Origin of the sequence: Streptomyces sp. NBC_00654, from assembly GCF_026341775.1 — a bacterium.
GTDB lineage: Bacteria > Actinomycetota > Actinomycetes > Streptomycetales > Streptomycetaceae > Streptomyces.
The window spans coordinates 4,314,655-4,341,635 of the sequence record NZ_JAPEOB010000001.1 but is presented as its reverse complement, the minus strand read 5'-3'; the positions used below and the strand labels follow the sequence as shown (position 1 = coordinate 4,341,635).

The following is a 26,981-nucleotide window of genomic DNA, read 5'->3' as shown; positions in this document are numbered from 1 at the left end:
CGGTCAGTTCTCTCTTCCGTGCGGGGCGGGAGCGGTACCGGCTCCGGCGAGCGCGGCGGTGATCAGGAGGGGGCTGCGGCCGAGTCCGCAGACGGTCCGGGCGTGGGCGTGGGCGGCGATCTCCTCGGCGCCCACGACATGGCCGAGCAGCCGGTGGCGGCCCAGCCGGAGGACGGTGTGGCCGAGCGCCTGTTTGAGGGCGGCCCGTGCCGGGCCGTGGTGGAGCTGTTCGTGGACGGCCTCGTGGGCGAGGGCGGCGGCGCGGAGGGAACCGGCGGGGAACCAGTGACGCCAGCCGCGCGCCTCGACGATCTCCTCCGCGCGGGCGAAGGAGTCGGTGAAGACCTCGATCGTGGGTTCGGGCCGGGTGGTGTAGCGGGCGAGCAGACCGAGGTCCAGCCCGCCGTCGGACTCCACGACGCGTGCCCGGTGCCGTACGGCGGGCAGCCGCGTCCCGAACTCCTCGGCCGTCCGGGCCCATTGGCGCAGCAGGGCCCGGTCGCGGCCTTCGTGGGTGGGGGTGCCGGCGAGCAGATCGACCGCGAGTTCGAGGTCGTCGGCGGTGTGCGGAGACGTCCTTCGCCCCTTGCCCGTCGCGTTGTTCATGTCCGTACCTCCAGTACTGCCACGACCGGCTCGTCGGCGGCTCGCGCCTTGAGTTCGCTGCGGGCGAGGGCGAGCAGCGGCTCGGGGTCGAGTACGCCGGAGAGGTCGGCGATCCGGGAGCCGATGAGCAGCCGTACGGCGGGGGCGCGGACGCCGCCGTCCCCGTACGAGGTGGTGTCCCGTACGAGTGCGGCGAGCACTTCGGGCGCACGGCCCACCGTGGTCGTCTCCACCTGGGCGTCCGCCGCGTGGAGTCGGATCACGCCGTCGCTGTCGATGACCCGGACCGGGCGGCGGACGGCGCGGAGGCGTCGGCGTATCTCGGTCCCGTACACGGTGTGCGCCGAGGTGCCCGCCAGTACCTCGACATGTGCCGGTGCGGTTCCGAGGCTGGCGGCGGCGGTGCGCAGGCGTTCGTCCTCGCCGGTGCGGTGGGCCCGGTCCTGGGTGCGCAGTTCGGTGGCGCCGGTGGCCACGGCCCGTACCGTGCTGGTCTGCGGGTCGACGGTCACTTCGACCTCGACGCCGTCGGGCGAGGCGCCCTGGGCGACGACGGCGGCCTCCGCCTCGGCGCGGACGGCCAGTATCTGTTCCTCTCCCGCGCCGGGGATGATCCGCTCGATCTGTTCGCGGACGAGGGCCAGGGCGACGCCGATCGGGCTGATGACCTCGCTGTTGCGGGCGATCCGGCCCTCCATGCCGCTGGTGGCGGCGAGGTGCGGGGTGACGGAGGCCGCGCCGCCTCCCCCGCCGACGAGCACGGCGGCGTCCGTGTCGAGCCGGTAGTCCTTGACCATGGCATCGACGACGGTCTTCACCTGTGCGGTGCCGGCGTCCAGGATCCTGGACGCGGCCGTCGGTACGTCGACGCCGAGGTGTGCGGCGAGCGGGGCGATCGCGGCACGGGCCACGGCCGGGTCGCAGCGGGCGAAGTCGCCCTCGGGCACCCGGCCGAGCGCGTTGGCGGCGCAGGTCATGGTGAGGGCGTAGCGGCCGCCCGCCGCCTCGATGACGGCGTAGTCGGCCGGGTCGTCGTCCAGCGGCCGGATGGTGGTGACGGTGGCGTCGCGCAGGTCGTCGGGGGAGGCGAAGCAGGCGTACGGCAGCCCGGCGATGTGCGCGCTGCGCGGTCCGACGCCGATGATCCTGCCGCCATCGACGCGCGCCATGGAGCCGCCGCCGACGCCGACGGTGCGTACGTCCAGGGCGTTGAGGTAGGAGGTGCGGCCGAGGATGACGGCGTGCCGGACGGCGACCTTGCCGCGCCGCACGACGCTGATGTCGGTGGACGTGCCGCCGGTCTCCAGGAACAGGCCTTCGCTGATCCTCTCCTGCATGAGCGCGCCCGCGACGCCGGCCGCCGGGCCGGACAGGACGGTCAGCAGTGGTCTGCGCCGCATCTCGTCCAGGGACATCACTCCGCCGTCGCAGCGCATCACCATCAGGGGCGCGGTGACGCCCGCCTTGACGATGGAGGCGTCGACGAGATCGGCGGTGGCCAGCATGCGGGGCAGGATGGCCGCGTTGATCACGGCGGTACGGGTCCGTTTGTGCAGGCCGTAGAGCGAGGTGATCCGGTGGGCGGCTGTCGCGGGGAGCCCGGCCGCCCGTGCGGCGGCGGTGACGGCTTCCTCCCCTTCCGGACGGTCGACTCCGAACGGCTCGCTGGCGACCAGGACTTCCGCGCCCTCCTGGGCGACGGCTTCGACGGCGCGGCGGACGGCGGTGGTGTCCTCAGGGTCCTCGACATGGGCGTAGGTGAGCGGTAGGCGCTTGCCCGGGGTGAGTTCGAGCCGGGCGAGCGCGGCGAGGCGGCGGGTGAGGACGGCTCCGGCACCGGAGCCGATGCCGACCAGGCCGACGGTGGCGACGTCACCTTCCAGCAGGGCGTTGGTGGCCTGCGTCGTGCCGTGGGCGAGGAAGGCGATGTCCTCGGGGGCGCGGCCGGTCCGGTCCAGCAGCCGGTCGAGGGCGGTGACGATGCCGTGGGCCACGCCGTCCTCGTGGTGGTGGCTGGTGGGGACCTTCACCTGTCCCAGCAGTTCGAGCGTCGTGGCGTCGACGGCCACGGCGTCGGTGAAGGTCCCGCCGACATCGATGCCGACTCGGATGCGGTGGGTGGTCATGGTGGGAAGCACCTCCTTGTGCAACACGCTTCAGTAGCCGCGGACGTCGGGCCAGTGGCGCTGGATCCCCGCGCGGTCCAGGACCCGGGCGAACTCGTCGAAGTGCTTGTCGTCCGCCTGGACCTGGTGCGGTTCGACGTCGTCCGCGAGGCAGTGTGCGGCCAGGGCGCCGGCGGCCTCGCCGATGTTCCACTCCACCGGGTGCAGGCGGTAGCAGCCGTTGGTGATGTGGGTCGTGCCGATGTTCTTGCCGGCGGGCAGCAGGTTGCGCAGCCGGCGCGGGACGAGAGCGCCGAGCGGGATCTCGAAGGGCACGGACCCGATGTCGATGTAGTTGTCGCCGCCGGTGGAGGGGTGGAGGTCGATGCGGTAGCCGCCGACGCCGACCGAGTCGCGGTAGCGGGTGCCGCCGCGCGGGCCGACGAGGTCGATGGCGACGTCGTGTTCGGTGACGGTGGTGACGGCCTTGATACGGCGGGACTCGCGGATGTACGGGGCTTTGGCCAGCCCGTCGGCGGTGCCGGTGACATCGGGGCGGATGCGCAGGCCGGGGAAGCCGGTGCCGCCGTCCTGCCGGGGAGCCTCGGTCTGGAGCCAGTACAGCAGCGAGAGGGACAACTGCCGCGCCTCGCGCAGGGCCTGTGTCTCCTCGCCGATGTAGGGCTTGAGCCAGTAGTCGTTGAGGGGCCAGTTGACGAGGGTGATGTCGGAGTCGAAGGAACCGGGGCGGTGCATCGTGCGGGCGAGGATGCGGCGGAAGCCCCACAGTTCCTTGTCGCCCGCGTCGGCGCTCTGGTCGGCCGTGACGTCCAGGGGGGCGAGCGCGGGGTTGGGGACGAAGGTGCGGGGCACGGGTTCGAGCGTGCGGGGGTCGGGTGCCTCGAAGCCGAGGAGCGGTCCGGGCCAGAAGTCGGGGCGGTAGGAGCGCCAGAACGAGTAGTCCTCGGGCCGGTCGATGGTGTGGTCCTGGCCGGCGTGATGGGAGAGGGCGAAGCAGACGGTGATGCCCTGCTGGTTGAGCGGCTGGGCCTCGTCCGGCGCGTGGGGTTCGCCGAACTCCCCTTGCGCCTCCGCGCCGTTGGCGTGCTCGACGCCGGCGAGCGGCAGGAGCTCGCCGGTCTCGGTGGCATCGACGACGTAGCGGGCCGTGAGGGTCAGGCGGTTGCCGTCCGGCAGGGACTCGACGGTCACGGCACGGATGACATCGTTGTCGGACTCTGCGGCGACCGGACGGTGCCCGGTCAGAACGGTGAGCCGCCCCGCAGCCCGGTGGGGGGCGAGCATGGACTCCAGGACGGCGAGGGCGACCCGGGGCTCGTGGCAGAGCTTGCTGACGCGCCCCGCACCGGGGTTGAGTTCGGTCAGGGCGAGGGCCTCGGAGCGCAGCGGGTACCACTGCCGATAGTACTGACGGATGCCCTCGCGCAGACCGCGGTACGAGGCCGTGGTGCCGAACTGTTCGACCCAGGGGTGCTCGTCCGGAGGCACGGCCTGCGAGGTGAGCTGACCGCCGATCCAGTCGGTCTCCTCCGTGAGGACGACGCTGCGTCCGGCCCGGCAGGCGGCCAGTGCGGCCGCGACGCCGCCGAGGCCTCCGCCGACGACGAGGATGTCGGGTTGCTGCACGTTCACTTCACTCCTTGTGGTGCGTGGAACTCGTGCGGCACGAAAGGGGATGCCGCACGTGATCGGGGGTTCGGATCGTGGATCCGCTGCGGGATCCACCGCCCGGGGGTCCGGGCAGGGGTGACGTCAGGCCCGTACCGGCGGCGGCCCGACCGTCGCGCCGGGGCGGAAGGGGCAGGCCACGAGGGGTTCCGCCGCCTGATCACCGGCCACCAGGGCGGCCAGCAGCCGAATGGCGGCGGCGCCCAACTGCGCTCGGGGGATGTCGAATCCGGCCGGCTCGGGCTCATGGGCCAGGTCGGCGGGCGGGCTGCCGAGCAGGGCCAGCGAGAGGTCGTGGGGGCAGGACAGGCCCGCGTCATGGACGGCTCCGCGCAGCGCCCGCCAGGCGGCGCCCGTGTCGGTCTCCTCGGCGACGAACGCGGTGACGCCCTCGGCGAGACGCGCGCGCAGCCATGTCGCCGTCAGCTCCGCCTCCGGGTCGGCGCACCGGAGGACGGCGGCCGGTCCGGCCGGCAGACCGGCTTCCTCCAGCCCCTTGAGGAAGCCGTGTTCACGGTCGGTCGAGGCGTGGGCGTCGTCGTCCTCGCGAACGAGCACGATCCGTTCGTGCCCCGCCGCGGCGAGCCGGGCCACGACTTCGGCGCTCGCGCTCACATAGTCGGCACCGACACAGGCGAGCCCCTCCAGTTCGTCGCGGCGGCCGATGTGGACCACCGGGAAGCCGTCCTCCACCAGGCGGCGCAGTTCGGCGGTGGGTGCGTGCCGGCCGAGGAAGAGACAGCCGTCGGCGAGCCTGACCCGGCTCAGCGCCTCCGGCCGGGTGGCACCGGCGCCGCTCGATCCCGTGAAGAGGACGAGATCGTAGCCGCGGGAGGCGGCCTCCTGCTCGACGCCGACGAGGAAGGGGTAGTAGGAGTGCTGCACATCGGTCGGGAAGGCGGCGGTGAAGGAGAACACGCCGAGCAGGTTGTTGCGAGCGGCCGCGAGCCGGCGGGCGACCGGGTCGGGGACGTACCCGAGGCTGTCGGCTGCGGCGAGGACCTTGTGCCGGGTCTCCTCGGATATGGAGATGCCCTGCTTGTTGCCCCCGAGGACCAGCGAGACGGTGGCCTGCGACACCCCCGCCAGGCGAGCGACCTCGGCCTGCCTCGGACGGGATGTCCGGCCACGCCGATCCTGAGCTTCCCGCTGCGCCATCTCCGCTTCCGATCCTTCGTTAATGCGTATTAGTACTGGGCGTTGACGAGTACTTTGAGCGCGCCCCGAGCAGCCCGTCAAGAGGTCGGACGCATATTTTCCGGAAGTTGTCCGACAGCAACGCCCGTGACGACGGGCGCACGGCGTGGGCGTTCGCCGGGCCGGCGGGCACGCGGCCACGGATCGGCCGGCGGGCTGAACTAATACGTATTAGCACCTTGACGTCCCCCTTCGGCGGGTTCGAAGCTGAGCGCCCCACCCACCGTGAGGACGCCATGAGTGAGATCACCCGAAGAGGATTCGGCCGTCTGGCCGGGCTGACTGTGCTGGCCGCGGGAGTTTCCGCGGGAACGGGATCGGTGAGCGCGGCCGCGGGACCGGGATCCGCGCACGCCGCCGCCGGTACGGGATCGGTACGTGCCGCTGCCGGTACGGGATCCGCGACCGCCGCCGGCGCCGCGGCCGGGGAGCCGTTCGCCCTGCGCCACCTCAGCACCTTCGACCAGCGACGCTATTTCACCTACCCCACCCACAACGGCTTCGTCGACGCCGACCGCATCGTGCTCGGACAGCGTGAGACCGGAGGAACGAGTCTGTGGGAGGTGCATCTGCGGACCGGTGAGCAACGGTTCCTGGCGCGGTTCGCGACCCCGGCGAGCGACCGGAACCCGTTCGTCTGGTGGAACATCCATTCCGGACGCCTCGTCACCTGCGCCGAGAACGCGATCTGGCTGATCGACCTGGCCAACCCCTCCCCCGTCAAGCTCTATTCACCACCGCCGGGCCGCGCGCTCAGCGTGGTCGTGAATCTGCATCCGGCGGGCGACAGGGTGCTGTGCAGCCACTACCCGGCACCCATCACCACCGGACCGACCACGGCCGTGGAGATCGAGCTCACGGGCGGGAATGTCAGGGAGGTGTTCTCGGGGGACGTGATGGCCACCCACTTCCAGTACAGCGCCCACGATCCCGAATGGATCGGCTACGCGCTCGGCGGCAACATCCTCGCCTGGGCCGTGCATCCGGTCCACGCACCGAGAGGCAGGATGATCTGGGACCAAGCAGCGGCGGGCGTCCCGGTCGGGACCCACCCCGTGTGGAATTCCCGCGCCGCCACCGGCTGCCTCGCCGTGGCCATCGGCGGCAAGGCGTCGGGGCTGTGGATGGTCCACCCGGACGATCGGCCGGACCGGCTGCTGGCACCGGGCCCCTCGGGGTCGAACGGCGCGTACAACCACTGCGGTCTCACCGCGGACGGCCGCTGGGCCGTGACCGACACCAATGGCCGCAACGGCTCGGCGTTCGGCCAGGTCGGTGCGGTGGCCCTGGTGGATCTGACAGGCGTACACCCTCCGCGCACCCTCGGCCAGGTCGGCTGGGGCTCCGCCCATCCCGGCCATCCCCATCCGGCCTTCTCACCCGATGGCCGGATGGTCGCCTACACCGACACGGAGGCCGTTACCGACCGCACCCGTGTGGTGCTGTGCGACTCGCGCGGCGACTGGGCGCCGCGCCCCCTGGAATGGCAGGCGGAGGCGGAGGACCTGGTGGTCACCGCCTCGGGCGGCCGCGCCGAGACCTTCGCCGATCCCCAGTGCGGCGCCGGTCACGGGGTGCTGTTCACGCCCGCCGCGCCCGGCGACGCGCTGATGTGCGACTTCCGGCCTCCGCAGCCCGGTACCCGGACGCTGAGGCTCCGGGTGAAGCGCCATGACTCACGGGGCATCTACCGGCTGTCGGTCAACGGCACGGCGGTCGGCTCACCGCTGGATCTGTACAGCCCGGTCATGACCTACGCCGAGCCGGAGTTCGACCGGGTCCCCCTGCGGGCGGGAGTCAACCGGATCCAGCTGACCCATGTGGGCCAGAACCCGAAGAGCACCAGGAATCCCGGGACTTGTGCGATCGACCGCGTGGGTCTGCGGACCCCCTGACGGCTGCCCTGTCCTACCCCGTCCCGCCCCTCCCGTCGCACCCCGCCCTGTCCCGTCAGCGCGCTTCGGTCGTGCCCGGTGTGCCGCTGCGGCGTCGCGAGCCGCTCCGGGCCGGGTGCCGGGCCGTTCCCAGCATCCGGGTTTCGGCCCCGGCCCCGGCATCGGGGCCGGGGCCGTCCGCCGGTGTCCGCGGAGCCGGTCTCGACGGCATGGTCAGCACGGCGAGGCAGGCGACGACCAGGGCAATACCCACCCAGCCCAGCGGGGGCAGGCGTTCGCCCACGACGAGCACGGCCAGTACGGCGGCGATCGCGGGTTCCAGCAGGGTGAGCGTGGTCGCGGTGCTCGCGGTGATGTGTCTCAGGCCCCAGCCGAACAGTACGTAGCCGATGAACATGGGCACCAGGGCCATGTAGAGGCCCACGGCGGCGTTCGGCCAGGAGTCGAGAAGCGGGGCGCCGGTGGCCAGCAGCACGGGCACCAGCAGCACGGCGCCCAGCCCGAAGACGCTGCCCATCGCCGCACCGGAGGAGACACCCCGGCTGATCAGCCGGTGTGCGGCCCAGGCGTACAGGGCGTAGCTGAACGCGGCCAGCAGGCCCAGACCCACGCCGAGCAGGGTCTCCCGCGCGGAACCTCTCCCCGGGGCGGAGTGGGCCCGAGCCGCTTCGCCCAGGCACAGCAGCACCGTCCCGGACAGGCCCAGGCCGGCGCCGAGCATCCAGCGGCGCGTCAGACGGCGCCTGTCCACGACCCGTTCGATCAGGGCCGAGGCGAGCGGGGCCGAGCCGATCGACACCACCGTCCCGACGGCGACCCCGGCCAGACGCATCGAGCTGTAGAACGCCAGGGGGTAGATCGCCACCCCGATCCCGCCGAGCAGCACCGCACTCCGCTCCTCGCGCAGCCGGGGCGCCTCGGCCGCGATACGGCGGCCTGCCACCAGTGTCTGGAGCAGCCCGCCCAGCCCCATGGCCACCGCCCCGATCGCGAGGGGGCCCACCGCCGGGGCGAAGGTCGCGGCGCTGCCCGTCGTCCCCCACAGCACCGACGCCACGAGCACGCACAGGGACCCGGCGCCCACCGAACCGGCCGGACGTCCGGCGCGGCGCGTCACAGCCGGTCCACCAGGTCCGCCGCCATCGTCCGGGCACGCTCCAGACGCGTGCCCGCACCGTCCAGCCCGGCGCGTGCCGTCGCGCCCTCCAGCAGGTACGCCAGATGTTCCGCCATCGCGCGCGCGTCCTCGGGCCGCTCGGGCAGCAGCTCGTCGAGGTGCCCGGCGAGCAGGGACTCGACCTCCTCCTTGTGCCGGCGCACCACACTCCGGCCCCTGTCCCCCGCGGGCAGTTCGGCGGCCGCGTTCAGCAGTCCGCACCCCCGGAATCCGTGCTCGTAGGCGTGGGCCGCGTGATCCGCGTACGCGTCGAAGACGGCCAGCACCCCGTCACGCCCGCCCCGGGCGCCTTCCAGCCGCTGCCGGTAGAGGGCCAGCCACTCCTCGTGCCGGGCATCGAGGTAGGCCATCACCAGGTCCGCCTTGGAGGAGAAGTTGTTGTACAGACTCATCTTCGCCACGCCCGCCTCGGCGGTGATCGTGTCGATGCCCGTGGCGGCCACCCCGTCCGCGTAGAAGCGGCGCGACGCGGCGGCCAGCAGCCGCTCGCGTGCGGCTCCCCGCCGCCTCTTCGGTGGCGTCGCCGCGGTGCCGGTTTCGCTCATCGCACTCCCCTTCGGATATTAGGTAGGTCAGTCTACCCAGTATTCGAACCGCACTCGTCCGATGAGGGGGCGTGCGACGGAGGAGGAGCGGCCGGGCGGCCCTGTCACTGCCGGGGCAGGGGCCCGTTCTCGCCGGACGGAAGCCGGTCCGCCGGGACATGGAACTGCTCGACGAAGACCCGGCGCCCGGCCTCCGTGACGGCGAGGGCCCGGCCGGTGCCGATCCTGATGACCCAGCCTGCCGCCAGCGCGTGCGAGCAGAGCGCGGCTCCCACGGCTCCGCCCAGGTGCGGGCGGCGTTCGGTCCAGTCGAGGCAGGCCCGGACCGGGGGGCGCCGGGACGTGGTGGACCAGGTGATGCCGAGCTCGTCGAACCGGGACGCTCCTGCCGCGGAGAGTGCCGGCTGCGGTTCCCAGGTGATCAGGCCGCCGCCGAGGAGCCCGTCGGTGACGGCCGTGCCGAGGGTTCCCGCGAGGTGGTCGTAGCACAGCCTGGCTCGGGCCAGGGCCCGCGCGCGTCCCGTCGCGCCGAGTGAGCGGGGACTCGGAGGGCTGTACGGGGCGATCTCTGCCAGGCTGTCGAGCAGTGCCGTCACGTGCGGTCCCGCCAGACGCAGATAGCGGTGCCGGCCACTGCGCTCATCGGCCACCAGGCCGCCGTCCACCAGCAGGTTCAGGTGCTCGGTGGCCGTGGAGGGGGCGATGCCCGCATGCCTGGCCAGCTCCCGCGCGGTCCACGCCCGGCCGTCCAGGAGGGCCACGCACATGCCGGCACGGGTGCCGTCCGACAGCAGTCCGGCCACGGCGGCGAGGCCGACGCCGACATCCGGCTCGCCCCGGTCGGCTCCAGCACCCGCCATGGTCTCCTCCGTACCGTTCGACGCCCGCCGAACGGTACGGACCCTACGCTCCACTCCCATGAACAGCACGCACAGCTCCCTGGAACTGGACCTCACCGACACACCCCGCCCCGACGACGTGGCGGTCGTCTCCGACGCACTGGACCGCTTCAATACCGATGTCACGGGCATCGCCGACCGACGCCCCCTCGCCGTCCTGGTCCGCGAGCGCGATACGGGGCAGGTCGTCGGCGGCCTGACCGGGCGGACCTCTCTCGGCCTGCTCTTCGTCGACCTGCTGTACCTCCCGCCGGCACTGCGGGGCACCGGTCTGGGCAGCACCGTGCTGCGCCGTGCCGAGGACGAGGGGCGGGCCCGCGGATGCGTCACCGGGGCGCTGTACACCATCAGCTTCCAGGCCCCTCTCTTCTACGAGCGGCACGGGTGGCGGCGTCTGGGTGAAGTGGCCTGCGCACCCGCAGGATCCAGCCGCATATTCATGACGAGAGAACTCTGACCCTGCCGGCCCCGCCGCGCGGCGCCCCCACCGCGATGACCAGCACCGCACCTCGCGGGCACCGGCCGGCGGCGACGCGACGACGGCCGCCCGGCCCGCCCCGGCCATCGTCACCGACGGCCGGGGCACAGGACCATCGGTGCTCAAAGAAACCCGCATAGCCCGACTGCGACTCGCCAGGTCAGGGGACGCTCTCTGTAGTCCCAGACAGCACGACGTCGAAGGCCGACCGTGGAGGGGAAATGCGCGTTCTTGTCATAGCTGAGGTGCCGGGCTCGTTGGCGCAGAATGTATCGAGCAACGGAATCCAGTTCCGGCCGGATCTTCTCACCGCCGATGAGGGAGCACTCGCGGCGGCGATCACCGGGACACGCCCCGGCGTGATCGTCTCGGAGCGTGAGATCGGAGTGAAAGCCCTGCGCCATTGGCGCCACACGATGCCCGCTGATCGTGTGGCCTTAGTACGTCTGGAGTCCTCCCAACGGGCGGGTAGGACTCCTCGGCTGCCCTCCATGCATCCGGCGAAACCTCGGCGGGAGCTTCCTTTCGGCATCCCCGTCCTCGTGTGCTCCCACCCCAGGAGCCACGGCGAAGAGAGCGCGCTCTTCTCGGCGATCGCGCTCGCCGAACGGTTCCTGCAGGAGCAGCTCGTCGCGGCCGATCGCGCGTCCCGCGGCCACCGGCCCGCCCCCGTCGCCGGGCACCAGGGGATAAGGGAGACGGTCCTGCTCGTCGGTGCCGGTGTCACCAACCTGGTGACCGCCCACCATCTGATGGAGAACGGATTCCAGGTCACCGTCGTCGATGCCTGCCCGGATCCGCGCGACAACAAGCCCTGGCACAGGTACGGAGCCTCCCGGGGCGGCGGCAACGCCCGTATGTTCACCCTCACCGAGATGGACGAGTACCACGCCAAGAGCACCACCGACACGGAGAGCAATCTCGTCTTCGACCGTCCGCCCGCGCGGCTCGGCTGGGACGTCCGTCCGGACACCGCCGCGTCCGAGGCCGACCAGCGGTGGATCCGGGACTTCAAGAGCGTTCCGCCCTGGCTCGCCCACGGCTACAGCCGGGACATCCTCGGCCTCAACCGGCGCAGCGGCGAGCTGTGGCGGTCCTGGCCGAAATCCCGGCCCCACCTCCTGGACGACGTCCAGCTGCGCCACGACATCCTCCGTCTGTACGAGAACGCCCAGCACCTCGACGCCGCCGCGCTGCGGCAGGACGCCGTCGGAGCAACCCTCGGCCGCTATGGCTCGCCGCAGATCCGCGAAGAGTTTCCCGCCCTTCGGGACGCCGCACCCGACGCGTTCGCCGGCGGCATTCTCGTCCGGGGCTTCACGGTCAACGTGCATGACTTCATGGGCCGGTTGCTCGACTCCCTCGCATCCGGCGGAGCCGACCTGCGCTTCGGTCTGCGCGCCGAACGTCTCCTGCGGGACGCGAGTGACCGTGTCGCAGGCGTCAGCGGGGCCGACGGGGTCCTCTCCTGCGACCACTACGTGGTCTCCCCCGGGGTCGACGGCGGTTCCCTTCTGCTGGACACCCCTTTCGCGGGCCAGATCCACGGCGTCCTCGGCTGCTGGGCGACCATCCCGAACCTGGAGCCCGCCCTCGCCAACTCCCTCAAGGTCGCCCGGCGGGGCCACATCACCGAGGACGCCAATGTCACCGTCGGACGGAACGCCTCGGGTGAACCGGTACTCATGATCGGCTCCGGCTACGGCTGGACCGGCGCGGACCCCGGCAACATCGACGAGCGCAAGCTGAGAAGCTTGCACACCGCGGTGGCGGACACCGTGCGGCGGCTCTTCCCCCGCACCTACGAGAGCATCGGTGGCAGGGCGGGCCTGCGCGGGACACAGACGTACTGCGTCCGGCCGTGGACGGCCTCCAACCTGGGTCTGTTCGGTACGGCTCCGGCCGCCAACGGCACCTTCGTCGTCACCGGCGGCCACAACACCGGCGGATTCGCCCAGGCACCGGTCATCGCGGAGGCGGTGCTCGACGCGCTGCGCGGACGGCATCACCCCATGCACACGCTCTACCACCCGTTGCGTACACGCCGCGCTCTCGGTGCAGACGTCGCCGCCGACACGGTCACGACCTGAGAGGGAGACACAGATGGAGATCAACAACGAGGACTGGACCATCCGTGCCACGCCGGACGGCAGCCGTCTGCGGGTCCTGCTGCTCACGTCCGACGACCCCCAGCACGCCTACCTCCGCCTGCTCCTGGCCTCGGAGCTCGACCTCGTGGCGACGATCGTGGAACCCGGCGCGGCGCAGAAGCGGAGGCTGAAGCGCAACCGCCGTCACCGTGACCTCGCCTACCGCGTCTACCAGGGCTGGCGTCAGCGGGTCACCGGCCGTGCCCGGCAGCGCCGTACGTACTTCCAGGAGCTGTCGCGCGGACTCCCCCACAGCCCGTCCCCCGTTCATGTGGTGGACTCGGTGAACAGCGCGGAGGCCAAGGAGCTCAGCGCACGGCTCGAACCGGATCTCACCGTGGTCTGCGGCACCGGCATCCTCGGCAAGCAGATCATCGAGCGGACACCCGGGCTCATGGTGAACATCCACGGCGGATGGCTCCCCGAGTACAAGGGGAACCACGGGGTCTACTTCGCCTATCTGCACCAGGACTGGCAGCACATCGGCGCCACGCTGCACCTGGTCACCCCCGCGCTGGACGCCGGGCCGATCCTCGACCGGGTCACCCCCGCGCCGCACCCGGGCGACAGTGACGAGCAGCTGTACGCGCGATCGGTGCACGCGGCCGCGCTCCGTCTGACCGAACTCGCGCGGGGCCTGGAGCGGGGGGAGGTCATCAGCGCGGTGCCGCAGGAGGACCGCGGTACGACCTACCGGCACCGGGACCGCAAGCCGTGGCCCGAGTTCGTCCTCTGGATCCGGCGTACGACCGGACGTCACCGGACCCCCGGGATGCTGCGTGCCCCGGACGGCTCCCCGCCGCACACCTCGTCACCGGTGTGACACCGGGGCCCGCCCCGTTCCCGCCCCTGAAGCGGCCTGCCGAACCGCCGGTGTCCGGCCGTCCCGCTCCTGGCCCTTCCGGGTGCGGCTGATCATCCGGCGGTGAGCGCCACCGTGTCCCGCTGCTCCGCGGACACGCCGCACCTGCCTGGCCCCGTTCCGCCGCCGGACTGCCGGCTCATGGCGCGACGGTGCGTCCGGGCAAGTGCGGCGCGGCTGTCAGCGGCGGGCCGCCGCCGGGCGGATGCGGCCGGTGGCGGAGAGCGAGGCCTCGTACGACAGAACGGTTTCCAGAGCCTTGACGGGCGACGGCGCGGAGGCCGCCAGCATGCCCCACCGGCCGGGCACGGCACTGATCACCTCGGCGTGGCAGCCCGGTGCCATGGCGGGCTCCGGCAGGTCGCGCAGCAGCGCGAGGTCACTGGACGGTTCGGGGCGCACCACCTTGGTCGCCGCGTACCGTCCGTGTCCCCGCTCGCGGGCGGCGTCGAGGAAGAGTCTCAGATACTCGGCACCGTGGGAGGAGAGGTTGGGGTCCTGGAACGCGAGGATCTCGCGGTCGCCGAACGCGCCGCCCAGATGGCCGATGGCGAAATCGATGCCGGCCGTGACCATTCTCAGCCCGCGTTCCGCGAAGGCCGAGCGCAGTTCCTCCACCATGTCGAGCATGGCGGGGTAGGTGTCCGCCGACAGACCCGCCTCGGCCCAGCTCTCGGCGTCCATGAGCACATTGCCCTGCCAGGACGTCCCGCCGGTCAGCTGGAGGGTCACCCCCTCGGCGACGTGTCCGTTGCGCACGTGCGCGGACGGGGCCAGAGGTACGGTCCAGCCGCCGATCGGGACCTGGGTGTAGTGCATGAACGCTTCGAGCACCCAGGGTTCCTTCGTGTGCCGGAGCTGCTCGGCGACGCGGGCCACCTCTTCGGGGCTGTCGATGCTGATGGCCGGGGAGATCCTGGCGCCCGCGCCGCCCTCGGAGGGTTTCAGGCAGCCCTGGGTGAAGCCGTAGCGGTCATGGAGCAGAGCCGCGGCTTCGGTGAACCGCCGGACCACCACCGTCCCGTCCGAGGCGTCGGGGTACACCGAGTAGCCCGGCACCATGGGGAACCGCACTCCCAGGCGTACGGCCATCGGGGACAGTGCCGTCTCCGCCGCCAGCAGGTCGGCCGGGTCCCGGAAGGATCCGGACACCGTCAGCGCGTCGTCGACCGAGGGGTGCAGGGGGGCCTTGGTATTCCAGTAGTCGGCCACTTCGGGGCTGTTGGCATCGACGAGGAGCTTCTCGACGCCGGCCTTCCGCTTGAGGTAGAGCAGCAGCGCCTGGGTGTCGCGGTCCAGTGCGTAGAGCCGGATGAGGATGCGAGGGTTGCGGCGCACGACCTCGATGAGCCGCTGCCAGGCGGGGGCCCGGCCATCGGTCCGGTGCGCCAGGAGCAGCAGCGCCTGCGAGAGGTAGTAGTACTCGATGCCGGGCACCTCGACGGCCTCGACCCCCGCCAGCGTCGCGGCCGTCCGCCAGGGGCGGGACCGTCCGACCACCACGTCCCCGGGCGAGGCCAGGCTGACCGAACGCGCCTCCACATAGGTCGCGACATCGTCCGCCGGCTGTCCCGACCTCGCGTCCGCCAGGTCGGCCTGGAGGCTCCGCAGGATCGGGGTGGCGGAGTGCAGGATCACCGCCTGCACGGCGGTTCCGTCGGAGACGTACGGTTCCAGTTCCTCGGCAGCGGCGGCTCCGATGGCATCGGGCTCCATCCCGAGAAGATCTCTTGCCATATCGGCGGACTGTCTGGGCGTCAGTTCGAGCGGCCCGGTGTAGAACCCCTGCCAACGGAACCCTTCGCCGTTCGACGTTTTGACCACCCACTCCCCAGGCATGCCACTGGAGTCGCTGCCGGCATCGGACACCTGCTCATACGTCAATTGCTGCATTTCAGTCACTCGATTCCCGAATGAGTGCGGATTTACCCTTTTGATTTTCGAGAGCGCAGGCACACGTGCCGGTCGAGAGGCCGCGCCATCAGCGGCAGGTATCTCTATCCCTCACCCATCCACCGGCGAGGAAAGCATAGGGCAGTATGCGGGAAGGACAACCCAGGGCCGATGATTCACGGAACCGGTCGTGGCTTCCGGGTGACCTATTGAGCCGCTATCTTCACTCCACGGGGCATCTGTGGCATCCGCAGCAAAAGGATAAACACCGCCGGCGGAATCAGGACCGCTTCGGCCGGTGCGCGGCGTATCCCGTCGGATCGAGAACACCCCGCGATTTCACAGGCGTTCCCGGTGTACATGCGGACCGGCGTCGGGCAGCCGTAATCTCGCCGTTCCCGCGCGACAGCAAATCAATTCCGGACAGTTGCCCGCCACCACGATCGGCACCGAAGTACCGGCGGACGGCGTCCCGCCGCGTCGCGGTGCCGGTTTCGGGGTGGGTCCCGGCGAAGGAAGAAGGACGGGGAGACCGGCCGGCCGCGGTCCGCGGGCAGGGGTGCCGACCGGCCGAACGGGCCATCCGAGGACGCGATCCGCAGGGGCCAGGGCGGGTCGAGCCGGTGTACGGGCCGGAACTGACGGAACGTAGGTTGGACGTTGGACACTCCCGCAGCGGTGGAAAGACGGACGGTACCCATGACTGACCATGAGATGACGCCCGGACCGGCGGTGCATCAGAAGATCGACACATCGGTGCCGCACTCGGCCCGCATCTGGAACTACTGGCTGGGCGGGAAGGACCACTACCCCGTCGACGAGGAAGCCGGCGACGCGTACAGCTCCGTCTTCCCCGGCATCGTCACCGTCGCCCGCAGCAGCCGCGCCTTCCTGCGCCGCAACATCACGTACCTGGTCCGGGAGGCGGGCATCCGGCAGTTCCTGGACGTCGGGACCGGCCTGCCGACGGTGGACAACACCCACGAGGTCGCCCAGCGGCTCGCCCCCGAGAGCCGGATCGTCTACGTCGACCACGACCCGATGGTCCTCGCGCATGCCCGCGCTCTGCTCACCTCCACCCCCGAGGGGGCGACGGCGTACGTCGACGCCGACCTGGCCGACCCCGACCGCATCCTCGCGGCCGCCGCCCAGACCCTGGACCTCAGCCTGCCCACCGCTCTGATCCTCAGCAACATCCTCGGCCACGTCGCGGACTACGAGCAGGCCCGCTCCATCGTCACCCGGTTGATGAACGGACTGCCGCCGGGCAGTTATCTCTCCATCAACGACGGTTCACGGGGCACCGACGCCGCCTACGAGGCGGCCCAGGACGCCTACAACGAGACCGGTGCCGTGCCGTACTTCCTGCGTCCCGTCGACAGGATCGCGGCGTTCTTCGACGGTCTGGAACTGCTGGAGCCCGGCGTCGTCTCCGTTCCCCTCTGGCGTCCGGAGCCCGCTTCCGCCGCCGCGGAACCCATCGGCGAGCACGGCGGTCTCGCCCGCAAGCCCTGACCCGGACCCGGGCGGCCCCGGGTCCGGCGGCCGGCCCAGCCCCTGCCGTGTGCGTCCCCCGTGTGCGTCCCCCGTGTGCGTCCGCCGTCCGACACCGGCCGCGCGGCGTCGGTCCTCCTCACGTCGCGTTCAGAGCCACTGTCGGGTGCAGGCGGGAGGCGCGGATCGCCGGATAGAGGCCCGCGACCACACCGATCAGGAGCGTGGCGGCCAGCCCGCCCGCGAGGGACCAGGGCGGAACCACCGCGGTCCACCCCTGGACCTTCGCGAAGCCGTACGTCGCCGCGGCTCCCAGCAGCGCGCCGGCCGCCCCGCCCAGCGCCGACAGCAGCAGCGACTCGGTCAGGAACTGGAGCCGGATCGCGTTGCGGGTCGCTCCCAGCGACCGGCGCAGGCCGATCTCCTGACGGCGCTCCAGAACGGAGATGACCATGGTGTTGGCCACGCCCACACCACCGACCAGCAGGGCCACCGCGCCGAGGCCGAGCATCAGGTTGGTCAGGCCCTCGTCCGTGGCGGCCTTGGCGGCCAGCGCGTCCGAGGGCCGGGAGACCCTGATGGCCGACTCGTTGCCGGGACTGATGGTGCGGGCCAGGACCGCCCGTACGTCCTCCACCGAGGCGTCAGTAGAGCGTTCGAAGATGGTCGTGGGGAGTCCGTCGAAGCCGAAGTAGCGCTCGGCCGCGGGGAATCCGACCAGGGCCACCCGGTCCAGGGTGGGGACCAGTTCGATCGGTTCGAGGATGCCGACGACGACCACCCGGATGTCGTTCATCATGATCGTCTCGCCGGTTCGGGTGATACCCAGGCGCTCCGCGGCCACCGCCCCGAGGACCGTCATCGGGAGGCGTTCGCCGACAGTATCCAGCCAGGCACCCTTGCCGACCTCGCCGCCGAGCGTGGACAGCAGGTCGATGCGGGCCGCCTGGGCGGTGACTCCGGCGGTGCGTTCCTCGGGGACCAGGTCACTGCGGCGGATGCGCGCGTCGACCTCGGCGGTGGCCGTGGCGTGCCGCACCGGGCCGATGCGCTCGACCATCGCCACCGCGTTCCTGGGGAGTTCGACCTCTCCCCCCATGGCGTCCTCGCCCGCTTCGGCGGTGAGGAGGTTGGTGCCGAGACGGTCGAGCTGGGCCATCAGGTCCGAACGGCTCGACTCGGACAGGCCGACGACCGCGACCATGGTCGCGATGCCGATGGCGATGCCGAGCGCCGAGAGCACCACACGGGCGCGGCGGGCGCGGAGGCCGACCGCACCGACGCGGAGGACGTCGCGCGGGGAGAGGCGCGAGGGCTTGAGAGCGTTCTTCATGAAACCGCCTCTTCCGTTCCGGTAAGGGAGGCGGGACGCGAGTCCGAGACGATCTCGCCGTCCTTGAAGCGGACCCGGCGCGGAAGCGAGTCCGCGATCTCGTTGTCGTGGGTGATCACACAGATGGTCGTGCCGGACGCGTTCAGCTCGTGCAGAAGCTCCATGACGATCTCGCCGGACGCGGTGTCCAGTGCCCCGGTCGGTTCGTCCGCCAGCAGCAGCCGGGGGTCGCCCACCAGGGCGCGGGCGATGGCCACGCGCTGCTTCTCGCCGCCGGACAGCTCGTTGGGCGTGTGCGCGTAGCGGTGGTCGAGCCGCACCTTGGCGAGTGCCTCCCGCGCCCGCGTACGCCGTTCCTTGAGCGGTACGCCCGCGTACAGCAGTCCGTCCGCGACGTTGTCCACCGCGTCGCGGCCCGCCGCCAGGTGGAAGTGCTGGAACACGAAGCCGATGTGGCGGGCGCGCAGTGCGGAGAGCCGGGAGTCGGAGAGTCCGGACACGTCGTACCCGGCGACCCGGACGGTGCCCGTGGTGGGTTTGTCGAGGGTGCCCATGACGTTGAGCATCGTGGACTTGCCGGAGCCGGACGGGCCGACGACGGCGACGAGTTCGCCCTCCTCGACCGTGAGGTTCACCCGGCGCAGGGCGTGGACGCCACCGGGGTAGGACTTGGTGGCGTCCCGCAGTTCGATCACGGGGGCAGGCGTCATGACTTCGCCACTCCGACCTTGAGTCCCTCGCGGACCTCCGGGCCGCTGACCTCGATCCGCCCGTCGGCGGTCATGCCCGCTTCCACCCGCACCATCTTCGAGGTGGTGCCCCGGACGATCTGGAGGCCGTAGCCGCCCTTTTCGCCGCGCAGGGCGACGACCGCCTCGACGGGGACCGCGAGGACTCCCCGGCGTGCCTCGCTGACGAACTTCACGCTCGCCGGCGCCTCGGCGTCCTCACCGGAGACGGCTCCCGCTCCGCCGTCGAGGGCCACCTCGACGGTGATGCCCTCCGCCGCGGCCTCGCCCCCGCCGGCGGCGTCCTCGGGGCGCACCGTCCCGACGACCTTGCCGGCCACGGTCCTCCCGCTCGGCAGGGTGACCTCGACCTTGGTGCCGCTGGAGGTGAGCGCGCCGTCGGTCTGATCCAGTTGCGCCCGTACGACGGGCTTGGTGGAGGCGACCGTCAGGACGGTGTCGCTCGGCCCGACCCGGTCGGCGAGCGCGGCGTCCGCGTCGGCCACCTTGACCCGGTCGGGCTGGAACACGACGTCGCCCATGCCGACCCTGCCGGTGGTGTCGCGGTTCAGGGTCTTCTGCCACTCCTTCACGGCGGCCTCGGTGTCCTTGTCGTACCACGGGTCGACGTACAGCTTCGCTCCGAACCCCAGGTCACGCAGATTGCGTTCCAGCTGGAGCACATCGCTGCCCCGGTCGCCCGCCTTCATCTCGCGGAACATCGGGACCGGCCCGTAGAGAAGGGTGACGGGCTTGTCGTTCAGCTCGTACAGCGTCTGCCCCCTGGTCACCGTCCGCCCTTCGGAAGCGGCCACCGTGACGGTGCCCTCCACGGCGGATCCGACCGGGCGGCGCTGGGCGAAGTCGAGCTTGCCGTCGACCGTCTTGGACTGCACGAGGTCGGTGCGTACGACGGTGGCGGTGGCGGGCGGCAGGCCGCCGTCGCGCCCGGAGGCGCCCGTGCCGCCGCCGTCACCGGGGAGCAGGATTCCCCCGGTGACGGCGGCCGCGACGGCCGCCGCGCCGAGCGTGAGGAAAGCGGTGCGGCGCCTCACTGCATACCGTCCAGGCCTTCGAGCAGCTTCGACTCGCACGCCTTGCGGGCCTGCTTGTACGCGGGCGAGTCCTCCTCATAGGCCCGGGACATCGGGTTCGGCTGACCGCCCGGCTGGGCGTTCCCGGCGCTCATCGTCGGGTTGGTGAACTTGGAGATGCCGTTGTCCCGCATGCATTTGGCGTGCGCGAGCATCGACTCGTACGCCTTTTGCTGGTCGATCTCGGGCGTCGCTGTCAAGGCGGCCTGCAGTTCGGGGACGCAGGCGCCGTTCTTGCCGCCCTTGATGCCCTTGTTGCGGCCGGGCTGGGAACCGATCTCGTTGACCTTCGTCCAGTCGAGGTGGCCGCTGAGCTTGGGGTCGGGGAAGTCCGGGTATCCGCCCTTGGCGCGCATGCACTGGACGTACGTCATCTGGGCGTCGTAGAACGCGCTCTTGCCCGCGGGCGGGGTGCTCGGCTTCTTGTCGCCCTCCGCGGCGCTCGCGGCCGGCGCGTCCGGTACGTCGGCGATCGCTTCGTCCTTCTTCGCGCCGCCGGCGCTGTCGTCACCGCCGCCGCAGGCGACGGAGAAGGCGAGGACGGGCAGGGCCACGAGGGTGGCCAGGCGCAGCCGGGTGGTGGTCCGGGGGTTCGTCATGGGGAAACTCATGGGCCTCACGTTCACGGCCGCAGATGATGGCCCGTCCATGACGAGGTGATGGGAACGTAACAATGCCTCCGACCTGCGCGTCCGCTGCTGTACGGAGTAGGCGGATCGGTTCCGCCGTGCCCATAATCGGCCCCATGCCGCATGTGCTTCTGATCGAGGACGACGCGTCCGTGAGGGACGGGATGGAACTCGTGCTGCGCCGGCACGGGTACGGCGTGGACACCGCCGCCACCGGTGAGCAGGCCCTCGCCCTGCTCGCCGGGGAGGGGGGCGCACGGGTCGAACTGGCCGTACTGGACCTGATGCTGCCCGGTATGGACGGCTTCGAGGTGTGCCGCCGCATCCGCGCCCGCTCGGCGACCCTGCCGGTCATCATGCTGACCGCGCGCGGCGACGACTCCGACATCGTGACCGGCCTGGAGGCCGGCGCCGACGACTATGTCGTCAAGCCGGTCACCGCGCCCGTCCTGGAGGCGCGCATCCGGGCCGCCCTGCGCCGCGCGGAGCCGTCGCCGTCCCATGCGGCGTCCGTCCCCACGTCCGCTTCAGGGCCGGCGGACGGCGGTCCCGTCCTCGGGGGCCTGCACATCGACCGCGCCGGGCTGACCGTCACCAAGAACGGCACCCCGGTTCCGCTGCCGCCCACCGAGCTGCGGCTGCTGCTGGAGCTGTCGGCCTCCCCCGGCAGGGTGCTCAGCCGCGAACAGCTCCTCGAATCCGTCTGGGAGCACAACTTCCTGGGCGACTCCCGGCTGGTGGACGCGGCGGTCGGCCGGCTGCGGGCCAAGCTGGAGGACGTGCCGGCGAAGCCGCGGTACGTCCAGACCGTGCGGGGCTTCGGCTACCGCTTCGGGCCGCTGTGAACCGTCCGGGAAGAGGCAGCGGCGGCGCCCCGCAGGGGCGCTCGCGACGGCTCGTCGGCGGGCTGCGCGTCCGGCTCGTCATCGCCTTCGTCCTCGTCGCCCTGATCAGCGCGGTGACCGCGACCGCCCTCGCCTACCGGGACGCCCGCACCGCCGTCCTCCAACGCGCCCAGAACACGGCGGTGAACGACTTCCGGGAGCGGGTCGGCACGGTGGCGGCCCAGTTCGACATCCCCCCCGACCAGCAGTCGCTGTCCGGGTTCGCGGCGAAGGTGTCGGAGGGGGTCGGAGGGAACATCGTGGTCGCCCGCTACCAGGAACTCACCGGGGTCTCCGACTCGCTCGCCGAGACGGAGGACCGGATCACCACCGGGCTGCGCGACACCGTGCGCACCGGGAAGGGGGCGCGGTTCCAGCGGGTGATGTGGCGGGGCGAGCCCTATCTGGCCGTCGGCACGCCCGTGATGTACGCCGACGGGGACCGCCGCGCCTCCGGCCTGGAGGTCTTCATGATCGCCGATCTGCGGGCCGAGCGCGACGACACCGCGGCCCTGCTCGGCTCCGTGCGGGCGGGCATCGTGCCGGTGGTGCTGCTGGCCGCCGTCCTCGCGCTGCTGGCCGCGCGGACGGTCCTGCGTCCGGTACGGAAGCTGGGCCGGGCCACCCGCGAACTCGCGGCCGGGGATCTCGGCAGCCGGGTCGCGGTCACCGGTCACGACGAGCTCGCCGACCTGGCGACGACGTTCAACGAGACCGCCGACGCGCTCCAGGCCTCCGACGCGGAACTGCGCGCGCAGGAGGCGAAGGCACGCCGCTTCGTGGCGGACGTGTCGCACGAACTGCGCACGCCCCTCGCCGCGATGACGATGGTGGCGACCGTCCTGGAGGAGGACGCCGACCAGCTGCCGCCGGACGCGGCGCGGGCGGCCCGTACCGTCGGCGCGGAGACGGCACGGCTGTCCCGGCTGGTCGACGACCTGATGGAGATCTCCCGCTTCGACGCCAAGGCGGTCCGGCTGAACGCGGCCGAGACCGGCCTCGCCGACACCGTACGGGCGTCGCTGGCGCTGCGCGGCTGGACGGACCGGGTGCGGACGCACCTCGACGAGGACATCCGCGCGGTGGTCGACCGGCGCCGTATCGACGTGATCGTGGCCAATCTGGTGGGCAACGCGTTGCGGCACGGCGCTCCGCCGGTCACCGTGACCCTCGGGACGGCCCGCGGGCCGGACGGGGAGTGGGTGACGCTGGAGGTCGCGGACCATGGACCCGGGCTGCCGCCGGGGGCCCGGGAGCAGGTCTTCGACCGTTTCTACAAGGCGGACACGGCCCGTACGCGAGGCGCGTCGGAGGACGGCGGACAGGGCAGCGGCCTCGGTACGGCGATCGCGCTGGAGAACGCGCGGCTGCACGGCGGCACGATCGATGTGGCCGAGGGACCGCGGGGCGGCGCCGTGTTCACACTGCGGCTGCCTCTGCGGCGTACCGGAGAGGAAACGGAGTGAAGGGGCGGCAGGGTGCCGTGGTCGTCACGCTGGGGGTCGCCCTCATGGGCTGCGGCGTCCAGCCGACCGGAGTGATCGACGCGGGCGAGCCGGCGTCCGGTCCGACGCGCGGGGCGCGGCTCTATTTCGCGTCCGACGGCGGACTGCGCGGAGTTCCGCTGCTCGACAGGGAGATCGAGAACCTCGGCACGGTGATGAAGCTGCTGTCGGCGGGGCCGTCGCCCTCCGAACAGCGCGACGGACTCACCTCTCTCGTCCAGGACCTCGGCGGCTATTCGGTGAGCGGATCGGGAACCCGCGTCACGGTGCGCCTGGAGGAGCCCTATGCGGCGACGGGGCACGACCAGGGCACGGGGCAGTTGGTGTGCACGCTGGCGCGCGCCCAGTCCGTGCTGGAACCGAAGGTCAGGGCCGACGACGTGGAAGTCACCCTGCGGCCGTCCGAAGGCGCCGCGCTGGGCCCCTTCCGGTGTGGGGAGTTCCTCAACGGCTGAGGCGGGACGCCTCCTCAGCCGTCCCCCCGGGTGCACCGGGGTCCACGGAGCGCCGTCACCGGGCAACGGTCCCCGTACGTCTCCCCCGATGCGGGCGGCGGGGCCGGCCGGGCCCCGCCGGTGGTCCACCGGTCGGTGTGCGCCCGGGCGGACGGACCTCCGCGGGGCGGGTCCCGGCACCGTCATCACGGTGCCGGGACGTGAGGAGGGACTCGCGGCAACGAGTCCGCCCCGTCTCCGGAACTGGATTGCCCGCAGTACATCGGAGAGCCCCGCAGCGGAAACATGCCCACTGCGGGCGCACCGTCAAAGATCGGGTATCCGCGCCGTCAGGTCAACACGGGGACAGGGACGCGGAAATCAGGACCCTGGCGGGCCCGTGAGCTGGGGCGGAACCCTTCCGGCCATGGCCGGAAGGGGCAACAGAGGGCGGGACGCCACCGCGGCTATCCGCGTATCTCCCCAAAAGGGACTGCGCAAAGGTGGGACGGATCTGCGGAATCGCGTCCGTCATCACTGCCCCGACCAGGCAGGTAGTCCTGTGAATGCCGGAGGCCGGGCCGGACCGGAGCAGGGACGCGGACGCGGAATCGGCGCCGAAGGGGTTAGTCCGGCCGCCGGGAATGCTGCAACATCACTACGTACACAGGCGGCGGCAACCGCCTTGCGCAACCCATCTGTTCGCCCGCAGTACACGTTCGTCTGGAGAACCATCATGAACAGCACCCTTCTCTGCGGCACGTCCGACGCCGTGCCGCCCCGTCCTCTCACCGTCCCCGAAGTCGTGGTCCTGATCGTCATCGTCGTCGCCGCCACCGTTCTCGCCGTCGCCGGGCTCCCGGCCATCAGCGCGACCGTGCTGATCGTCGAGGCGGCGGCCCTGGGCGTCCGGCTGCTGCGCCGGCTGCGGATCGGGGCGACCGAGCCGGGACCGGCGGAGGCCTGACCGTCCATGGGGCGCCGCGAGAACCCGATCGCCCAGTGCGGCAAGTCGCTGTTCGCGCTGGCGACCTGGCTGCGTGCGGGCCGTGACGAGGCCGGGCTGACCTACCACCAGCTCGCCGCTCGTACGGACTTCAGCGCCGACACCCTCGCGCGCGCCGCCTCCGGACGCAGCGTGCCGCAGAACCCGAACGTGGTCACCTCCTACGCTCGGGCCTGCGGCCGCGGCACGAAAGAGGCCGAGCGCCTGTGGAAGCACGCCCGCCGCGACGAGGTCCGTGCCCAGGGCGTGCTCACCGGACACCGCGGCGGGGCGCACATCAGCGTGGTCAAGGACTTCGCCGACCTGCACTCCGCCATCGTCGACCTCTACCAGGACGACGGAAGCCCTCCGCTGCGGAGTCTGGACCCCCGCCTCGGCAGTGTGGGACGGCTGCCGCGCAGTACGGCGGGCCGGGTCCTCAAGGGCCGTTCGACGCCCGGCCGTGACTTCGTCCTCGCGTTCGCCGAGGCCTGCGGCGTCCGCAAGGCCGACCTCGCGGAGTGGGGGAAGGCCTGGGACCGTGCGGACGCGGACCGCAGCAGCACACGTGCCCGCCACCGGCGGAAGGACCGTCTGGTCACGCACGACCGCATCACACCGCGGGACCTCCAACTGCTCATGAGCGACCTGGAGTCCTCGGCGCGCAAGAAGCCCGGCCTCAAGCTTCTGGTGAACATCCCCCACCAGAGCAACGGCGCCGGACAGAAGTCGGCCCGAATGACCCGTGAACTCCTCGTCGACCAGGCGCAGCGCCGCGGAGAGCTCGCCTGTCCCCGGTGCCGCCGGCCGTCCTTCGGCTACAACGACGCACGCGGGTGGACCGCCGCGCTCTGTGCCGACTGCGCGCCCGCGCGGGCCTCCGAACCCTCCGCGCCTCACGCTCCGGACACCCCCACACTGGTCCTGCGGATCCCCGCCGCGCCTCCCCGTGACCCGCTTCCCCGCCGGGTGCCTCAGCAGGCCTGGCCCCGTCCGGCCGATCCGGAGCCCGCTCCGCCGCAGAACGCGGACGCGATGGCAACGCTCGACGACCCGCCGCCGGCGGGCCCGCCCCGACCGCCGGACTGGTTCCGCCCGCCCGCGGGTCCGGGCCGCCCGTACCAGTACTGTCCGTGTCCCGACTGCCAGGGCCCGGACCGGACGCCTGACCGGACGCCCCCGCCCGCGCCGGCTCCGAGCGGGACCACGCTCACCACCCGGATCCGCATCAACATCCCGGGCAGCCGCCCCGTCCCGCCCGTAGTCCTGCGCACGCCTCCCGCATCCGACGATCGGTGACGGGGTCCGCGCGGGTACCCCCGCGCGGACGGGCGGGGCGTGCTCGGCGGACCACCGCGAGTACGGGCGGAGCCCTCACGCTGGGGCGTACCCGCGTTCACGGACGACATCGCGCGCCAGTCGGACGAAGGCTCGTGCGACGGCGCTCCGGTAGGCGCTCTCCCTGTGCAGCAAGGTGACCGTACGGGTGGGCAGCGGCGGATCGAGGCGGACGGGCGTCAAGTGCGGATGGTCGTGGGTGATGGCCTCGGGCAGCACCGTGGCCAGGTCCGGCGTGCGTCGGACGATGTCGCTGAGGGCCTGGATGGTGTTGGCCTCGACGGTCACGGGCGGGCTGATGTGATGCTCGGCGAAGTAGCGGTCGATGTGACGGCGGGTGGCGAAGTCCGGGCTGAGCAGGGCGAGACTCTGCTGTGCCAGATCGGCCACCGGCATGGGCTGTCGCTCCCCGGGGCCGGGCCCGGCCGCCGTGGTGACGAGGCTGAGTGTCTCGGTGAACAGCGCCGTCGCGGTGACTCCGGGAAGGTGGGCCGCCGCGAAGGCGACGCCGAGGTCGATCTCGTCGGCCAGCAGGCTCGTCTCGATCCGGTCCTGGGGCATCTCGTGCACCTGCAGGGTGACTCCGGGATGACGGGTGTGGAGTTCCTGTGCGAGAGGGCCGACGAGGTAGGCCGTGAAGGTGGGCGTCATCGCCAGCCGCAGATGGCCCCGGGACAGGTCCGCCACATCGAGTACGGCGCGGTCGGCGGCGGCCAGCTCCGTGAGGGCGCGCCGGGCGTAGTACACGTATGCCTCACCGGCGTCCGTCAGCCGGACGCCGCGTCCGCCGCGGTCGAGCAGCAGGGCACCGACGGCTCGTTCCAACTGCTTGATCTGCTGGGACAAGGTCGGCTGGGAGATGTGCAGTGCCTCTGCCGCGCGCGTGAACGTGCCGTGCTCGGCCACGGCGAGCAGATAGCGGACATGGCGTAGTTCAGGACCCATGAATCCCACTATAGATGCAGTCGATAGATCTCATGGACAGCAGATATTGGACGCTATAGATGCTGGTCGTGCACGGTTGTCTCTGTCAGCCCGCAGGGCAGAACTCATGAGAGGGA

The 26,981-nt window shown here is 71.8% G+C and carries 23 protein-coding genes; 10 read left to right on the top strand and 13 right to left on the bottom strand.

All coding sequences use genetic code 11. From position 1 onward, the window contains the following. Positions 1-3 precede the first annotated feature (3 nt). From OHA98_RS18485 to OHA98_RS18470, 4 genes are all read right to left on the bottom strand, one after another. A complete protein-coding gene (locus tag OHA98_RS18485) occupies positions 4-606 on the bottom strand; it encodes a hypothetical protein (RefSeq protein WP_266927152.1) in 603 nt (200 codons plus the stop codon). Beyond that, on the bottom strand, positions 603-2,732 hold the full coding sequence (locus OHA98_RS18480; RefSeq protein WP_266927150.1) for a hydantoinase/oxoprolinase family protein: 2,130 nt from the start codon (positions 2,730-2,732) through the stop codon (positions 603-605). Before OHA98_RS18480 ends, OHA98_RS18485 begins: the two co-directional genes overlap by 4 nt. 30 nt (positions 2,733-2,762) lie before the next feature. After that, positions 2,763-4,358: an FAD-dependent oxidoreductase gene (locus tag OHA98_RS18475; RefSeq protein WP_266927148.1), complete on the bottom strand. Its 1,596-nt coding sequence runs from the start codon at positions 4,356-4,358 to the stop codon at positions 2,763-2,765. 126 nt (positions 4,359-4,484) lie between these two features. Further along, positions 4,485-5,558 carry a LacI family DNA-binding transcriptional regulator gene (locus tag OHA98_RS18470; protein WP_266927146.1) on the bottom strand — a complete coding sequence of 358 codons (1,074 nt, stop codon included), beginning with the start codon at positions 5,556-5,558 and terminating at the stop codon, positions 4,485-4,487. A gap of 275 nt (positions 5,559-5,833) precedes the next feature. On the opposite strand from OHA98_RS18470, the gene OHA98_RS18465 reads away from it, so the two are divergent. Further along, positions 5,834-7,492 (top strand): hypothetical protein, encoded by a 1,659-nt coding sequence (locus OHA98_RS18465; protein WP_266927144.1) that lies wholly within the window; start codon positions 5,834-5,836, stop codon positions 7,490-7,492. Between the two features lie 55 nt (positions 7,493-7,547). On the opposite strand, the gene OHA98_RS18460 is transcribed toward OHA98_RS18465, so the two are convergent. From OHA98_RS18460 to OHA98_RS18450, 3 genes are all read right to left on the bottom strand, one after another. Further along, positions 7,548-8,609, bottom strand: coding sequence for a DMT family transporter (locus OHA98_RS18460; RefSeq protein WP_266927142.1), 1,062 nt, complete (start codon positions 8,607-8,609; stop codon positions 7,548-7,550). Further along, positions 8,606-9,214, bottom strand: a complete 609-nt coding sequence (locus OHA98_RS18455; protein ID WP_266927140.1) for a TetR/AcrR family transcriptional regulator — start codon at positions 9,212-9,214, stop codon at positions 8,606-8,608. The genes OHA98_RS18460 and OHA98_RS18455 overlap by 4 nt, the downstream gene beginning before the upstream one ends. A gap of 104 nt (positions 9,215-9,318) precedes the next feature. Next, complete coding sequence (locus OHA98_RS18450; RefSeq protein WP_266927138.1) at positions 9,319-10,074, bottom strand: helix-turn-helix transcriptional regulator; 756 nt, start codon at positions 10,072-10,074, stop codon at positions 9,319-9,321. A 58-nt stretch (positions 10,075-10,132) separates the two neighbouring features. Between OHA98_RS18450 and OHA98_RS18445 the strand changes: the two genes are divergently transcribed. The 3 genes from OHA98_RS18445 (at position 10,133) to OHA98_RS18435 (ending at position 13,564) form a co-directional block, all read left to right on the top strand. Continuing rightward, a complete protein-coding gene (locus OHA98_RS18445) occupies positions 10,133-10,570 on the top strand; it encodes a GNAT family N-acetyltransferase (protein WP_266927136.1) in 438 nt (145 codons plus the stop codon). 512 nt (positions 10,571-11,082) lie between these two features. Continuing rightward, entirely contained in the window at positions 11,083-12,681 is a 1,599-nt protein-coding gene (locus tag OHA98_RS18440) for an FAD-binding oxidoreductase (protein WP_266927134.1), read from the top strand. Between the two features lie 13 nt (positions 12,682-12,694). Beyond that, positions 12,695-13,564, top strand: a complete 870-nt coding sequence (locus tag OHA98_RS18435) for a formyl transferase (RefSeq protein ID WP_266927132.1) — start codon at positions 12,695-12,697, stop codon at positions 13,562-13,564. Positions 13,565-13,783: 219 nt separating this feature from the next. Here the strand turns inward: OHA98_RS18435 and OHA98_RS18430 are convergent, their stop codons facing one another. Further along, positions 13,784-15,340, bottom strand: a complete 1,557-nt coding sequence (locus tag OHA98_RS18430; RefSeq protein WP_266927130.1) for a hypothetical protein — start codon at positions 15,338-15,340, stop codon at positions 13,784-13,786. 855 nt (positions 15,341-16,195) lie between these two features. Here OHA98_RS18430 and OHA98_RS18425 point away from each other — a divergent pair. Continuing rightward, the gene (locus tag OHA98_RS18425) at positions 16,196-17,011 is read left to right on the top strand and encodes an SAM-dependent methyltransferase (RefSeq protein WP_266927128.1); all 816 of its coding nucleotides are present in this window, start codon (positions 16,196-16,198) and stop codon (positions 17,009-17,011) included. A 118-nt stretch (positions 17,012-17,129) separates the two neighbouring features. Here OHA98_RS18425 and OHA98_RS18420 read toward each other — a convergent pair whose 3' ends face one another. The 4 genes from OHA98_RS18420 to OHA98_RS18405 are packed head-to-tail and all read right to left on the bottom strand — an operon-like array spanning position 17,130 to position 20,744. Beyond that, a complete protein-coding gene (locus OHA98_RS18420) occupies positions 17,130-18,323 on the bottom strand; it encodes an ABC transporter permease (RefSeq protein ID WP_266927126.1) in 1,194 nt (397 codons plus the stop codon). Next, on the bottom strand, positions 18,320-19,033 hold the full coding sequence (locus tag OHA98_RS18415) for an ABC transporter ATP-binding protein (RefSeq protein ID WP_266927124.1): 714 nt from the start codon (positions 19,031-19,033) through the stop codon (positions 18,320-18,322). Before OHA98_RS18415 ends, OHA98_RS18420 begins: the two co-directional genes overlap by 4 nt. Further along, positions 19,030-20,106: a peptidoglycan-binding domain-containing protein gene (locus OHA98_RS18410; RefSeq protein WP_266927123.1), complete on the bottom strand. Its 1,077-nt coding sequence runs from the start codon at positions 20,104-20,106 to the stop codon at positions 19,030-19,032. Before OHA98_RS18410 ends, OHA98_RS18415 begins: the two co-directional genes overlap by 4 nt. Continuing rightward, positions 20,103-20,744, bottom strand: a complete 642-nt coding sequence (locus OHA98_RS18405; RefSeq protein ID WP_266927121.1) for a hypothetical protein — start codon at positions 20,742-20,744, stop codon at positions 20,103-20,105. The genes OHA98_RS18410 and OHA98_RS18405 overlap by 4 nt, the downstream gene beginning before the upstream one ends. A 146-nt stretch (positions 20,745-20,890) precedes the next feature. Between OHA98_RS18405 and OHA98_RS18400 the strand changes: the two genes are divergently transcribed. The 5 genes from OHA98_RS18400 to OHA98_RS18380 all read left to right on the top strand — a co-directional run bounded on the left by OHA98_RS18400 (position 20,891) and on the right by OHA98_RS18380 (position 25,881). After that, positions 20,891-21,619, top strand: a complete 729-nt coding sequence (locus OHA98_RS18400; RefSeq protein ID WP_266927119.1) for a response regulator transcription factor — start codon at positions 20,891-20,893, stop codon at positions 21,617-21,619. After that, positions 21,616-23,124 carry a HAMP domain-containing sensor histidine kinase gene (locus OHA98_RS18395; RefSeq protein WP_266927117.1) on the top strand — a complete coding sequence of 503 codons (1,509 nt, stop codon included), beginning with the start codon at positions 21,616-21,618 and terminating at the stop codon, positions 23,122-23,124. Before OHA98_RS18400 ends, OHA98_RS18395 begins: the two co-directional genes overlap by 4 nt. Then, a complete protein-coding gene (locus OHA98_RS18390) occupies positions 23,121-23,618 on the top strand; it encodes a hypothetical protein (protein WP_266927115.1) in 498 nt (165 codons plus the stop codon). The genes OHA98_RS18395 and OHA98_RS18390 overlap by 4 nt, the downstream gene beginning before the upstream one ends. Positions 23,619-24,333: 715 nt before the next feature. Beyond that, a complete protein-coding gene (locus OHA98_RS18385) occupies positions 24,334-24,564 on the top strand; it encodes a hypothetical protein (protein WP_266927113.1) in 231 nt (76 codons plus the stop codon). 6 nt (positions 24,565-24,570) lie between these two features. After that, positions 24,571-25,881 carry a helix-turn-helix transcriptional regulator gene (locus OHA98_RS18380; RefSeq protein ID WP_266927111.1) on the top strand — a complete coding sequence of 437 codons (1,311 nt, stop codon included), beginning with the start codon at positions 24,571-24,573 and terminating at the stop codon, positions 25,879-25,881. Between the two features lie 75 nt (positions 25,882-25,956). Here the strand turns inward: OHA98_RS18380 and cynR are convergent, their stop codons facing one another. Beyond that, the gene (gene cynR / locus OHA98_RS18375; RefSeq protein ID WP_266927109.1) at positions 25,957-26,865 is read right to left on the bottom strand and encodes a transcriptional regulator CynR; all 909 of its coding nucleotides are present in this window, start codon (positions 26,863-26,865) and stop codon (positions 25,957-25,959) included. Between the last annotated feature and the right edge of the window lie 116 nt (positions 26,866-26,981).